Origin of the sequence: Prescottella subtropica, assembly GCF_005434945.1 — a bacterium.
GTDB lineage: Bacteria > Actinomycetota > Actinomycetes > Mycobacteriales > Mycobacteriaceae > Prescottella > Prescottella subtropica.
Window position 1 is genome coordinate 75,540 of sequence record NZ_SKCH01000004.1, and the last position, 13,391, is coordinate 88,930.

Annotated in this window: 10 protein-coding genes; 7 read left to right on the top strand and 3 right to left on the bottom strand. The window is 65.6% G+C overall.

Features of this window, described 5'->3' with window-relative positions:
• The first annotated feature begins 508 nt into the window (after positions 1 to 508).
• The 7 genes from E0497_RS06265 (at position 509) to E0497_RS06295 (ending at position 9,183) form a co-directional block, all read left to right on the top strand.
• A complete protein-coding gene (locus E0497_RS06265; RefSeq protein WP_137724078.1) occupies positions 509 to 2,002 on the top strand; it encodes a sugar transferase in 1,494 nt (497 codons plus the stop codon).
• A gap of 97 nt (positions 2,003 to 2,099) precedes the next feature.
• A complete protein-coding gene (locus E0497_RS06270) occupies positions 2,100 to 3,425 on the top strand; it encodes a UDP-glucose dehydrogenase family protein (RefSeq protein ID WP_137723931.1) in 1,326 nt (441 codons plus the stop codon).
• Positions 3,422 to 4,483 (top strand): glycosyltransferase, encoded by a 1,062-nt coding sequence (locus E0497_RS06275; RefSeq protein WP_241665747.1) that lies wholly within the window; start codon positions 3,422 to 3,424, stop codon positions 4,481 to 4,483. Before E0497_RS06270 ends, E0497_RS06275 begins: the two co-directional genes overlap by 4 nt.
• Complete coding sequence (locus E0497_RS06280) at positions 4,480 to 5,511, top strand: glycosyltransferase family 4 protein (RefSeq protein WP_137723932.1); 1,032 nt, start codon at positions 4,480 to 4,482, stop codon at positions 5,509 to 5,511. The genes E0497_RS06275 and E0497_RS06280 overlap by 4 nt, the downstream gene beginning before the upstream one ends.
• Positions 5,508 to 6,584, top strand: coding sequence for a polysaccharide pyruvyl transferase family protein (locus tag E0497_RS06285; RefSeq protein ID WP_137723933.1), 1,077 nt, complete (start codon positions 5,508 to 5,510; stop codon positions 6,582 to 6,584). The genes E0497_RS06280 and E0497_RS06285 overlap by 4 nt, the downstream gene beginning before the upstream one ends.
• Entirely contained in the window at positions 6,578 to 7,675 is a 1,098-nt protein-coding gene (locus E0497_RS06290) for a hypothetical protein (protein ID WP_137723934.1), read from the top strand. Before E0497_RS06285 ends, E0497_RS06290 begins: the two co-directional genes overlap by 7 nt.
• 95 nt (positions 7,676 to 7,770) lie before the next feature.
• Positions 7,771 to 9,183: a lipopolysaccharide biosynthesis protein gene (locus E0497_RS06295; RefSeq protein ID WP_241665749.1), complete on the top strand. Its 1,413-nt coding sequence runs from the start codon at positions 7,771 to 7,773 to the stop codon at positions 9,181 to 9,183.
• A 10-nt stretch (positions 9,184 to 9,193) separates the two neighbouring features.
• Here the strand turns inward: E0497_RS06295 and E0497_RS06300 are convergent, their stop codons facing one another.
• The 3 genes from E0497_RS06300 to E0497_RS06310 all read right to left on the bottom strand — a co-directional run bounded on the left by E0497_RS06300 (position 9,194) and on the right by E0497_RS06310 (position 13,244).
• Complete coding sequence (locus E0497_RS06300; RefSeq protein WP_137723936.1) at positions 9,194 to 10,072, bottom strand: glycosyltransferase family 2 protein; 879 nt, start codon at positions 10,070 to 10,072, stop codon at positions 9,194 to 9,196.
• Positions 10,069 to 11,346, bottom strand: coding sequence for an O-antigen ligase family protein (locus tag E0497_RS06305; protein WP_241665750.1), 1,278 nt, complete (start codon positions 11,344 to 11,346; stop codon positions 10,069 to 10,071). The genes E0497_RS06300 and E0497_RS06305 overlap by 4 nt, the downstream gene beginning before the upstream one ends.
• Positions 11,347 to 11,456: 110 nt before the next feature.
• Positions 11,457 to 13,244: a DUF4012 domain-containing protein gene (locus E0497_RS06310; protein ID WP_421958315.1), complete on the bottom strand. Its 1,788-nt coding sequence runs from the start codon at positions 13,242 to 13,244 to the stop codon at positions 11,457 to 11,459.
• Between the last annotated feature and the right edge of the window lie 147 nt (positions 13,245 to 13,391).

Below are 13,391 nucleotides of genomic sequence, written 5' to 3' on the forward strand. Positions count from 1 at the left end.
ATCAGGATGGGTGTGTTCTTGCCGGCGGTCACACTTCCTGTCGTCCGGTCGGCGATGAACGTGTGTCAGTATCCGCCGGGTCGCTACGGTCGAGTCGATGCCGCAGTCCCGATATCGGCCCCAGATGCTGCACTCGGTGCGCATGGTCCGCGCAGGTGGATTCGGTTACCGGACGGTAGTGCCGCCGCCTGCGGGGCGTAAAAAGGTCGTTCTCCCTGTTGAATTCGGAACAAAGTGATGTTCGTTCCGTGTGGACGTGACGGACATTCGTCCAGGTCCGTGCAGGTGGAACAGGTCGACCGTTCGGGTCTGCCGGTCGTTCGTTTCACGCTGTGACGGGCGTAACCGCGTGCTACAACCATTTCGTACAGCGGAGGGTGCCGGATTCAACGGAGGCACCGGACTCCACAGCAAGATCGGCCCGTCGGGGGTCATGTCATGTGTGATGGTCGATGGAGGTGACGGCGTGACGGCTTCGCGCTACCTGGAAACAGGGACCGAAGCCGGGATGGTGGGGGAGAACTCGCCACTCCGGTTAGTGAACGAATCTTCTCTGCAACACAATTCGCGCAGCCGCTGGCAACACTGCTACGTGAGCCGACTCCGGGTCGTCGACACCGTCGTCGTGGCCGCCGCGGTCGCTGCGGCACAGGTCGCGCGCTTCGGAACGACACCGGAAGCGGTCACGGCCGGAACGATTTCCGGGCTCAGCTACACGATGATGTCGATCGCGCTCGGCGCGTTGTGGCTCGCGATGCTGGCGATCCACCGCACCCGTTCCACCCGCGTCATCGGTGCCGGGGCCGAGGAGTACCGGCGCATCACGGTCGCCACGTTCCAGTTGTTCGGCATCATCGGAATCCTCAGCCTGCTGTTCCAGGCGGACCTCGCACGTGGTTACCTCGCCATCGCGTTCCCGCTGGGCCTGGTCGGTCTGCTCGCCGGACGGTGGGTCGTGCGGAAGATAGTGGCCCGCAAGCGGGCCAACGGTGACTGCTACACCTCGGTGCTGGTCGTCGGCGGCCGGCGATCCGTGCTGACGATGACCCGGAACTTCGAGCGTGAGGCGGCGTCCGGCTACCGCGTCGTGGGTGTGTGCGTACCGGGTTCCGGCTACCGAGACGACGAGCACATCGTGGTCGACGGCCGGGAGATCCCGGTCCTCGGTAACGAGTACGCGGTGGTCGACGCGCTGCAGCAGTGCGGCGCCGACACCGTCGTCGTCACAGCCACCGAGCAACTCGGGCACGACGGAATCCGCAGTCTCGTATGGGATCTCGAACCGTCCAACGTCGATCTTGTCGTCGCGCCCGGCGTCGTCGACGTCGCCGGACCGCGTCTGGTGATGCGTCCGGTCGCCGGATTCCCGCTCATCCACGTCGAGAAGCCGCAGTATCACGGAGCCAAGAGCTTCGGGAAGACCGCATTCGACATGTGCTTCGCGCTCGCGGCCCTGCTCCTGATCTCACCGGTGATGCTGGTCGCCGCAATCGCCGTCAAGACCACCAGTCGCGGCCCCGTCCTCTACAAGTCCGAGCGCATCGGACTCGACGGCGCACCGTTCCCGATGCTCAAGTTCCGCACCATGGTCGACGGAGCCGACAGGCAGGTCACCGCACTGCTCGACCAGAACGACGGCGCCGGCGTCCTGTTCAAGATGAAGGACGACCCACGCATCACCCCGGTCGGAAAGTTCCTGCGCAAGTACAGCCTCGACGAACTCCCACAGTTCGTGAATGTCCTTCGCGGCGAGATGAGCGTCGTCGGACCGAGACCACCACTCCGCCGCGAAGTCGACGCCTACGACGGAACCGTCCGACGACGCATGCTCGTCAAACCTGGCCTCACCGGCCTGTGGCAGGTCAGTGGACGCAGCGATCTTTCCTGGGACGAGACTGTGCGCCTTGACCTTTCGTACGTCGAGAACTGGTCGATGATGCAGGACATCCTCATCGTCGGCAAGACCGTGCGGGCCGTGACCGCCGGTAGCGGCGCGTACTGACACCGCGACCACCCACATCCCCCCCATTCGTACGACGAACCTCACCACAGCGGTGCGGGAGTTCGTCGACCCCGAACTTCGAAGGTAAGGCAGAACTATGGGCACATCCGTTGCGGTGTTCGGTACCGGATATCTGGGTGCGACACACGCCGCCTGCATGGCCGAACTCGGTCACCAGGTCCTCGGTGTCGACATCGACGAGTCGAAGCTGGCCAAACTCGAGGCCGGCGAGGTCCCGTTCTACGAACCGGGTCTCGACGAGGTCCTGCAGCGCAACATCGCGGCCGGCCGACTTCGTTTCACGTCGTCCTACGAGGAAGCGGCAGAGTTCGCCGACATCCACTTCATCGGTGTCGGAACCCCGCAGAAGAAAGGTGAATTCGCCGCGGACCTGACCTACGTCGACGCGGTGATCGACGGTCTCGCACCCCTGCTGACCCGCCCGAGCGTCATCTTCGGGAAGTCGACGGTACCGGTGGGAACCGCCGAGCGACTCGGCGCGCGGGCACGTGCACTCGCCCCGGCCGGCGACGATGTCGAGGTCGCATGGAACCCCGAGTTCCTGCGCGAAGGCTTCGCGGTGCAGGACACCCTGCACCCGGATCGGCTCGTCCTCGGTGTGGATCGAGAGCGACCGGGACGCGCCGAGGACGTGGCACGCGAGGTCTACGCGCAACTGCTCGCCGAGAAGATCCCGTTCCTCGTCACCGACCTCGCGACCGCCGAACTCGTCAAGACCTCCGCCAACGCCTTCCTGGCCACGAAGATCTCGTTCATCAACGCGATGTCCGAGGTGTGCGAGGCGGCCGGCGCCGACGTCACCGTCCTCGCCGACGCGATCGGACACGACGCCCGTATCGGCCGCCGATTCCTCAACGCCGGAGTCGGATTCGGTGGTGGATGCCTCCCCAAGGACATTCGGGCCTTCATGGCCCGCGCCGGTGAACTCGGCGCCGACCAGGCCCTGACCTTCCTCCGCGAGGTCGACGCGATCAACATGCGTCGCCGCACCCGCATGGTCGAGATGGCACGCGACGCCTGCGGCGGCACACTGCTCGGCACCCGCGTCGCGGTGCTCGGCGCCGCATTCAAACCCGAATCCGACGACGTCCGGGACTCCCCGGCCCTCAACGTCGCCGGCCAGATCCAGTTGCAGGGCGCCACCGTCACCGTGTACGACCCCAAAGCCATGGACAACTCGCGCCGACTGTTCCCCACACTCGGCTACGCCACCAGCGTGACCGACGCCGTCGAAGGCGCCGACGTCGTCCTCGTCCTCACCGAATGGAAAGAATTCCGGGACCTCCGCCCCTCCCGCATCAGCCCACTCGTCCGGGGCCGCAACATCATCGACGGACGCAACTGCCTGCGGCCGAGCGAATGGCAGGACGAGGGATGGGTGTACCGGGGGATGGGGCGATGACGACGACGGGCGGTGCACGTCTCGACGTTCTGCACGTGTCCGAGGCTTACGGGGGTGGGGTCCAGACCGCGATCAATCGGTACATCGAGAACTCCCCGTTCTGCAGTCATGCGATGTTCGTGCGAGTGCGTGACGCGCATGATGTCGGACAGTTGCCGGATGTCGAGGTCGTTCGAATGCAGGGTTCGATGCCGCGGTTCGTCCGCACTGCCCGTCGGGTGATCCGTGAGCGTCGGCCCCGAGTGGTCCACCTGCATTCGAGCTTCGCCGGAACGCTCCGAGCCTTCGACTTCCCCGACGTGAAGGTCGTGTACACGCCGCACTCGTACGCCTTCCTGCGTGAGGACGTCCACCCCGCCGTGCGCGCCGGTTATCTGGGTGCCGAGTACCTGCTGAGTCGCCGCAGCGGTCACGTGATCGCCGCGATCAGTCCGCACGAGGCCGCAGCGGCATCACGATTGACCACCGGACGATCGAGCGTGAGTTATCTGCCGAATGTCGCCGGGGACGTCGGAGATGGCTGTCGGTCGGTATCGGTGCCCGCACCGGGGCGCACACAGGTGGTCACTGTCGGCCGGATCTCGGCGCAGAAGGACCCGGGCTTCCTCGCGAACGTGGTGCGACTCGTCGACGATCCGTCGATCGAGTGGACGTGGATCGGAGACGGCGACGAACCGATGAAACGTGAACTCGTCTCGGCGGGTGTGTCGGTGACCGGCTGGATTCCGAACGCCGAAGTACTGGAACGGATGTCTCGCGCAGATCTGTATCTGCACCCCGCACGATGGGAGGGAGCCCCGATGACGTTGCTCGAGGCGACGGCGTTGGGGACACCGGTCCTCGTGCGTGAGGTCGACACCCTTCGCGGACTCGGCTTCGCTTCGGCCGGTGTCGAGGCTGCCGACGTGGCTGCCGCGGTGACGCGGTTCGCCCACGACCCCGACTCCCGCGAATCCGTTCGCCGACGCGCGGCGGAATCTGTGACGGTGCACTCGGCCGCCGCACAGCGTCGCGCCCTGGCGCACCTGTACTCCGACCGAACCGAGGTGGCCGCATGAAGATCCTGATGCCGGGGAGAATCCTCGAACGTCACGTCGGGGGCAACACGACCTACGCGCGTACCCTCGCCGCCGGACTCCGGGAACGCGGACTCGACGTCGACACGATGAGGTTCACCGGGAACCCGGTCGGAACCCTCGCGCTCGAGACCGTGCAGGCGCTGCGGCCGCGGAAGCCGAACCTGGTGCTCCACTACGTCGCCGACACCGGACCGCTGGTCGCCACCAGATCGCCGTCCGTGGTGACGGTGCACGGTGTCGCCAGCAAATGGGTCGACGGCGTGCGGACGCCGCGTGCCGAGCGAGTATGGCGAGGACGAGTGGGTGCCGCGATCCGATGCACGGACCGGATCGTCACCGTGTCCGAATCGAGTGCCGACGACATCGCCGAGGTGTTCGACGTCGATAGGGACGCGATCACGGTGATCCCCCACGGGATCGACTGCGCGACGTTCAGTGCGCGACGGGGTGTCTCCGACGAGATCAGCGCAGACGTCCCCGAGGAGTTCCTCCTCTACGTCGGGAACATCGAACCGCGCAAGAACCTCGTGGAGTTGGTGAACGCGATGAGGGACGCCGCACTCACGGATCTCGGGTTGCCGTTGCTGATCGTCGGTAAGCCGGCGTGGGATGCCGACGAGTCGATGGAAGCGATCCGATCGGCGCCGAACGTCCGCTACCTCGGATTCGTGTCGGAGAACGACAAGATCGCGTTGATGCAGCGCTGCACGGCATTCGTCTTCCCGAGCAAATACGAGGGTTTCGGGTTCCCGGTCTTGGAAGCGATGGCCGCGGGCGCACCCGTCATCGCCTCGACACGCGGGTCCCTGCGGGAGGTGGCAGGTCCCGCCCGGATCACCGACGACATCGATCGGCACTCGATCGCGAGGGTGATCCGGGATGCGATCGGCGACCGACGCTGGCTCGAGAACGCCCCTGCGCGTGGGCGGGCCTGGGCCGAGACGTTCTCGTGGGACAAGAGCTTCGACGACCACGTTTCCGTCTACAGATCGGTGATGGACCAGTGAAAGTTGTTCTGCTTCACGGATACAGTGCGGTCAACGCGGGAGACGGACTTCTCGTGGAGGAGTCGATCACCATCGTGCGAGAGGCATTCGGGGACGAGATCGAGTTCACTCTCGCCGCCTCACACCCGGAGACGTTCGGGCACCTCGGTGTCCGCGTCGTCGATTCCGCGCCGAGCGCCCGCGGATACTCCCGCGACTACCTGCGACTGCTGCGTACACTCGACCGATTCGACCTGGTTGTGGGGGTCGGCGGTGGCTACCTGCGGGCAGGGTACGGACTGGAAGCACTCAAGATGGGACTCGTCCACGGTCCACAGCTCGCGGCGGCGGCACGGACCTCGACCCCGACCGTCTATCTCCCCCAGAGTGTGGGTCCGGCCGGATCGCCGGTACGTCGCGTGATCGGTCGGGGTATGCGTGCGATCGACAGGTTCTACGTCCGCGACGACAGGACCGTGGCCGAGTTCGGCCGATGCGGTGTCGAGCGGGTACCCGATCTCGCGATCCTGTCGGCGACCGCGAACGTCGGGAACCTGCCGGTGGCCGACGTTCCGGTGGTGAGCGTGCGATCCGTGCGTGGCACCGTTTCTCCCCTGGTCACCGATCTGTGTCGGCAACTCGGAACGTTCGACGGATACATCCAGAGCGAAACCGCGGGCAACGATGATCGGGCGGTAATGGCGTCGATCGGTGCCGATCGGATCCTCACGCGTGACGAACTGATGCGTCCGGTCGATCACGTTCGCGTGGTCGTCGCGGTCCGTCTCCACGCCGCCCTCATGGCGCTGCGAGCCGGCCACTACGTCGTCCACCTCGCCTACGAGCGCAAGGGATTCGGGGCGTTCGAGGATCTGGGCCTCGACGAGTACGTCCACAACGTCAACATGTTCGAGCCGGAACGTATTCTCGAGCAGATTCGACGGCTGACCGGTGACAGCGCGACCCGGGACGACTATCGGCGTCGCGCCGCGGCCGCGGTCGAGTCCGCGGAGGCCGTACGGTCCGCACTGGTCGCCGACCTCCGGGGTCGGGTCGACGGTGCCCGGCGCAGTCGGGAGACGTCGGCGTGCTGATACGTCGACGTGCCGTGCGGGGAGCGGATTCCACCCGTGTCTTCGTCTGGGCGACGGGACAGGACGAGAACATCGGGGACTCCCTGCTGCGCCGGGCGTATCTCGAACACCTACGGGTGCACGGTGGTATCAGCGTATGGACGGCGCAGGCGAGTAATGACTTCGTCGCGGGTCTCGGATTGGATCCGTCGGACCGGGTGTTCACGAGCTACCGGAAGTGGTACCTGGCTGCCCTCCGATCCGCCTTCGACGCTCGAACCATGGTGGCCGTCAACGCCGGTGAGGTTCCCCTCTCGCGGCGAGGTGCCACACGGATGGCGACCCTCGCGGTCTTGACGATCTGGTGCCGACTGTTCGGCGGCGCCGCAGTCTGGGCCGGTGCCGGTGTACCGCGCCCGGGTGCGTGGACCGTGCTCGCGCTGCCGTACCGAGTGGTGGCCCGGCTCTGCGACGTCGTCCACTTCCGCGACCGGGAATCGAACACCTCGCTCGCGGTCACGCGTGAGGTGGCACCGGACTGGGCGTTCGCGCTGGGCAGCGCGACACACGAGTGGCCCTCCTCGGAGGAACGGTCGTTGTTGGCGGTGGTGCTCCGCGGCGACCGCGAACGACCGTCGCCGGCATGGATCGCCTGGGTGCGGTCGACGGCCGAGGCACTGGGGCTCGAGCCGATCGTGGTCGTCCAGGTCCGGCGCGACTCGGGTACGGCGGCATGGCTGGCCACCGAACTCGATGGTGTCGTCTCGCATTGGGGGAGTGCCGATCATGCGGCCCGGGAGCGTGAGGTCCGACGCATCTACGCGCGGAGTGCCGTCGTGGTGGGAGACCGACTGCACGGGCTCATCGTCGGCGCAACGGAAGGAGCGGTGCCACTCGGATGGGTCGAGTCGTCGAACGGCAAGATTCGGCGACACTTCGACGCCATCGGACTCGACTGGCCGGGCTCCGGTGAAGGGTGTGCCGCCGACGGTCTCTCGGACGTGAGCACCGCGGACATCACGCGGATGGGACGAGAAATGGCTGGTGCCGTCGACGACGCGCGCGCCCGCTTGACGACGGTGGGGCGGACACTCGCCGGTAGCGGGCGATGACGACAGATCGGAGTGTAGCGACCGGCCCCACAGATCCGAGCGGATCGTTGGCAGCTGTCGCGGCACGTGGAGCGTCGTACACCGTTGCAGGGCAGTTGGTTCGGATCGTCGTACTGTTCGCCGGCACCATCGTCCTGGCACGGGTCCTCAGTCCCACCGACTTCGGCTTGGTCGCGATCGTCACCTCGTTGATGGCATTCGGTGAACTGGTCCGGGACTTCGGCCTGTCCACGGCCGCTGCGCGTGAAACCCGACTGTCCAGGGAACAACAGTCGAACCTGTTCTGGATCAATACCGCACTCGGATGCGGCCTGGGTGCTGCCACGTACTTTCTGGCGCCGGTCGTGGCATCGGTGTTCTCCGACGATGCCCTCGCCGACATCGTTCGATGGTCTGCGGTGGTGTTCGTGGCGAACGGGGCTGCCACACAGTTCCGCGCCGAACTGAATCGGCGACTCGATTTCAAGAAGCTCGCCCTGGTAGACACTGTTCCGGTCGTGCTCGGTCTCGCTGCGGCGGTCGGATTCGTTCTTCTAGCCGAGCCGACCTACTGGGCATTGGTGTGCCAGCAGTTGGTGACGGCCGTTGCCGGACTGGCATTCGCGGTGCTCGCGAGCCGGTGGCTACCGGGGCTGCCCACCCGCCGTGGACCGGTCGGCCATCTGATGTCGTTCGGGTTCGGTCTGTTCGGTACTCAAGGCGTGGCCTACTTCACCAGGAACGTCGACAATCTATCGCTGGGTTATGTGTGGGGGCCTGCCGAACTCGGCATGTACAACCGCGCGTATCAACTGCTGATGGTGCCGATCAACCAGATCGCGGCGCCGCTCACACGGGTCGCGGTCCCGATTCTGACCCGGGTCGCCGATCAGCGCGAAAGATTCCAGTCCTATCTGCGGACCGGCCAGCTCATGGGCGGTGTCGTCCTCGGAGTCACGTACGGAATCCTGTTCGGACTCGCCGACCCGATCGTGACACTGGTGTTCGGCACGCAGTGGGCGCCGATGATCCCCATCTTCCAGGCGTTGACGGTCGGCGGCGCTTTTCGCGCGCTCAACCAGGTGACGTTCTGGGCATTCTTGGCCAAAGGCGCGACGGCCGCGCAGTTCCGCTTCTACCTCGTCTCCCAGCCGCTGATCGTGGTGTGCATGCTGGCGGGACTCCCGTGGGGCGCTCTCGGAGTCGCTGTCGGGCATTCGGTCGGATACGGCGTCAACTGGGCCCTCTCGTACTGGTGGTGCGGCCGGGTGACGGAGACCGACATGCATGAGCTGTTCGTCGCGGGGACCAAATGTCTCGGCATGTTCGCGGTTCCGCCCGGTCTGTTCGGGGTGATCTCCACGATGTTCGTGCCCGACGACCTCGCGTCGATCGGTGTCGGACTAGCCGTCACAGCCGGATACTTCACGGCGCTGTGGTTCACGTCCCGATTCGCGCGCGAGACGTTCCGCACGGGCCGTCACGCCGTTGGGAAAGTCCTTGATCGCAAGGTGCGCGCGACGAGCTGAACCGACTCTCTCAGTTTCGATTCCACGGTTTCGTGAGGAGCTTGCGGCCGGCGTGAACGGGATCGGCTAGTACCCACTCGCCCAGCCGGAGGGCGGCCGACAGGAGGTTGCCCGACGCCCATTCGGCGCGTGCGCGCCGTGCTGACGCGGCCATCCGAACCCGACGATCGGACATGTACTCGATGTCGAGTCCGAAGTGGTCCGCGTAGTGCCGGCGGATGTCTTCCTTCGCTTCGATCGCAGATGACGCCGACCGCACCGACTTTCCGCCGGCGAGGCTGTACCGGCAACTGGGCTCGTCGCGCACGGCGATGTCCCCGACCATCGACAGGCGGATGAGAAGTTCGTAGTCTTCCGCGTAGCGAGGAGCGAGGGCGGCAGGTTCGATCGACTTCGAGGCCGCGTACGCCGCGCGTCGGACGACGGCAGCGCACGGGGGCCAGGGGCCGAATCCGTTCGTCAACAGAGAGTTCGTGGTCACCGGGCTGTATCGGACGGGGAACGGGCGCTCTACGCCGCCCTCGGCGACACCGATAACGGTCCCTGCCGATACCGCGAGCGACGGATTCTCCTCGAGGATCCGAACGGAGTTCCGGACGGCGCTCGGAATGAGTTCGTCGTCCGCATCGAGGAAGATCAGATACGTGCCGGTCGCGTGTTCGGCGCCGGTTGCACGAGCTTTGGCTGCGCCGGCATTCTCCTGCCGGATACACGTGGCACCCACGTCGGTGGCGTGTTCGCCCGTGGCGTCGTCGGATCCGTCGTCGACCACGATCACCGTGGCCGCACCGGCCGCGAAGGCAGATTTGACTGCCCGGCGGATCGTTTGTTCGGCACGGAAGGCCGGGATCACGACCGTGAGGTCGGAGGGGTGCGTATCGGAATTCATCGATGGCCTTCTTTCGGAATCATTGATTGTTCGGAAGCCGACTCGTCCGGACCTGCCCGGCGTGATCTCCTCACGCCGGTGAGATGCAGATCGACAGCGGCGACGGCGAGTAGGACAGGGAGCCAGTACTGTTGCTGGTCGTAGAAGGCGGAGGTCATGCCGAATGCGATGACCGTCGCGATCACGGCGGACTGCACTTCGTTCCGGGCCGACATCATCGACTTGGCGATGATCACGATCAGCAACACGGAAATCGCCGCGACAGTGAGGAACAGCAGAAGACCACCCTGGTACCACGCCCGGAGGAGATAGTTGTGTACCACTGTGACGCCGTTGAATGTGCCTTGATGCATCGAGTCCATTCCGACTCCCGTCACGGGATCAGATCGAATGCTCGCTTCCGCGAACTCGTACGTGGATTGACGAATGGACAGTGATGCGACGCCATCGTCGGTGATCCCGAGTACGGTATCGACGCGTCCCTGGACTGGTTCGAGTGTGTTACTGGGGTCGTATCCCACTGTGAGCGCGATACCGCTGCACACCGCTACCCCGATTGCCACGCGGGCAAGACTCTTGAACGCCACTCGCATCGCGAGAAGCAGAACGAAACATCCGACGCCCAACGAGATCATTGAACTCAGGCTTCCCGATCCGACCAGGGCGATCGTATTGATCATGATCACCACCCAACCGGCCCACCGAACAGCTCCCGACGCTCGGTAGGCGAGGAAGATTCCTACGAGAATGGCGATCGTGGCCATCAGACCGAGAACATTCGGGTGTGCCGCCAGACCGTTCGCACGGCCTGCGTTCGCGTGAAGTCCGAGGACGGATGTACCCGACAACTGCATGATCCCGACAAGCGCGGAAACGGACTGAACACCCAGGAATCCGGCCAGGGCATAGCGGGTGAACGAATCACGCTCGGTCGCGTAGTAGCGAAGGATAAACGGCGTCAGGCCCACGAATGCGGCCAGCTTGATGCCTACGTACATGCTCGGCACGACAGCCGACGACGTTCCGGACACCACCGCTGCCAGCGGTATCGTGCACAGTGCGAACAACCACACCTGGGCGCCGGGAGGCCGCCGAAGCTTGCCGAGGAGAGTGCAGACCGTGATGACACCCAGAACGAAATAGGGCAAGAGGACGCTGCCGTAGGTCATGACGAGTCGATGGATCGGGGTGATCGCGATGATCCCGATCCAGATTGCGCCGCCCAGCGTCGTTCCCGATGCGTAGTGACTCTCGCGAGCAGCAGCGCTGACCACGGTTGTTGTTCCCATTGATCCCCCGACGGGTTCGTGCCGCGCGGACGTGGCTGCGGCATCTGGACGGCATATCGATGTCGATGTGTTTCACGTGTCCCGAACCGCGACTGTCACGGTCGGTTGCACGGGGAGAGTGAGGAGCGTACGACCGGCTCGTCCACCAACCCCTGCACTGCCACGACCGCTTCCCCGTCGACGGCCGGTTCGGTGAGCCGGTAGACGATTTCGACGGTTTTGCCTTGTGGGATGGGGAACTGTAGGTCGTAGACGGGGTGGCCGAGTTCGTTTCCGGTGAAGGCGAATCCGGGTTTTCCGTCGATGGTGGCTTTCTCGAGTTTCGCGCCGCGGGTGGCGACGAGGGACAGGTTGGTGAGGTTGGTGCCGGCGGGTGCGCCTCGCGGGTTGTCGTACATGCCGGCGACGTAGTTCGTGTAGTCGCCGTCCGGCAGCGTGTTGGTGAGGCGCACGGTGACGGTGGTGCTGCGGGTGTCTCCGGTACAGGTGTCGCCGCGGTACTCGATCTCGCGTTGCAGGTAGTAGTCGAGTTTGTTGCCGCCGAGATTGTTCACGACGACCCCGGCGTACGGCGCGTCGGTGTCCGGGATCGTGTGGCCCAGAGTTGTTTCGGCGAGTACCGACTGCTCGCTGGGCTGGGAGCTCCACACCGCGATCCGTCCTTCGCCGGCGGCCTTGCCGAGGGCCTCGAGGAGCGCCTGCGGATCGGAGATCCGTCCGGTCATCTTTTCGACGACCTTCGCGGCAACGGTCTGCAGATAGCGTTTGCGGGCGGTGTTGTTGTCGGCGAACCGCGAGTACGCCGTCGATTCGGTGAGTTCGACGACGTTGTCGGCGGTGATCTTCTCTCCGTCGGGCATCGTGACCGGTCCGACGACGCCGAGCACGTAGCCGAGAGCGACCGGGTCTGTCGCGATGACACCGTCGACGCGTTCCCCGGATTCCTGCTCCCACAGCGACTGCCAGATCTGTGCCGCGTACGGGAAGTGGGAACTGACGTTGCTGTTCCGGAAGTCCGTGGTGGGGCGGCTCTGCCCGTACATGCGCTCGAAGTCCGGCCCCAGATCGAGTGGTTGTTTGCCGTCGACCGACAGCTCCCGGTTGCTGGCCAACTCGTCGACCCGGATACCGCCGTCGACGGCACGCAGTTCGCCGAAACCGCCGAGCAGTCCGCCGGTGCCGCGGGCCTCGGCGTTCGTCTGGAATCCGAGGAAGTAGGACCGCGGCCCGTCCGCACCCAGCATCGCGGGGGCGATCTCGGCGGCCGTCGACACCGCACCGAGCATCGACGACAGTTCCTCCGTCCGCGTCACCAGTTCGGCGCGGGCGTCGTCGACCGGTCCGACGAACGAGCCCGGCACGGATGCCGCACGCGCCTCCCATTCCTGTGCCGCGGTAGCGGCTTCCGTGACGTCCGGTGCGGCATCCCGTAATGCCTGCACGTTGATCCGGGCGCCGTCGAGGAGGAGCTGATCCGGGGAGAGTGCGGCCCCTGCACGCACCGCCGGCGGAAGCACCTCGGAGGTGAGGCCGTCGACGACGTCCGCCATCTCCCGTGTCGTCCGGAACGGGTCGCCGATCCCCGGGATCGTGGCGGCCACCCGCCAGGCGACCGACTCGGTTCCCTGCCTTGCCTGTCCCGCATACCGATCGGCCTCCCCGGCCGCATCGGCGGCACCGGCCGTGTCCCCGGCCAGCAGGGCATCCTTCGATGCCAGTGAAAACTCTGCTGCTCGTTCGAGATTCAACTTGACCTGGGATGCCTCGTACGCGGTGTATCCGGCCCAGGCGGCGACTGCGGTGAGCCCGACTCCTGCCCCGACCGCGATGCGGCGCCGACGCTTCCGCGCCCCACGCGCCGGCGGTGCCGAAGCCGATTCGATCTGATCCACGCCGGAGTTCCCTTTCGATCGTCGTACCCGGGGCAGGCTAACCCGAAACTCGATTGGTCGGGCGTTCAAGTGGTGAATGGTGCACTCGCACAGTAAGTTAATTCCGTCCGTGCCATGCAGGTGGGTGCGGGTGGGCTC

Excerpts from the sequence above, each read along its gene's own strand:
- E0497_RS06270 (WP_137723931.1), top strand. The coding sequence starts at position 2,100 with ATGGGCACATCCGTTGCGGTGTTCGGTACCGGATATCTGGGTGCGACA.
- E0497_RS06300 (WP_137723936.1), bottom strand. The coding sequence starts at position 10,072 with ATGAATTCCGATACGCACCCCTCCGACCTCACGGTCGTGATCCCGGCC.
- E0497_RS06280 (WP_137723932.1), top strand. The coding sequence starts at position 4,480 with ATGAAGATCCTGATGCCGGGGAGAATCCTCGAACGTCACGTCGGGGGC.
- E0497_RS06265 (WP_137724078.1), top strand. The coding sequence starts at position 509 with ATGGTGGGGGAGAACTCGCCACTCCGGTTAGTGAACGAATCTTCTCTG.
- E0497_RS06275 (WP_241665747.1), top strand. The coding sequence starts at position 3,422 with ATGACGACGACGGGCGGTGCACGTCTCGACGTTCTGCACGTGTCCGAG.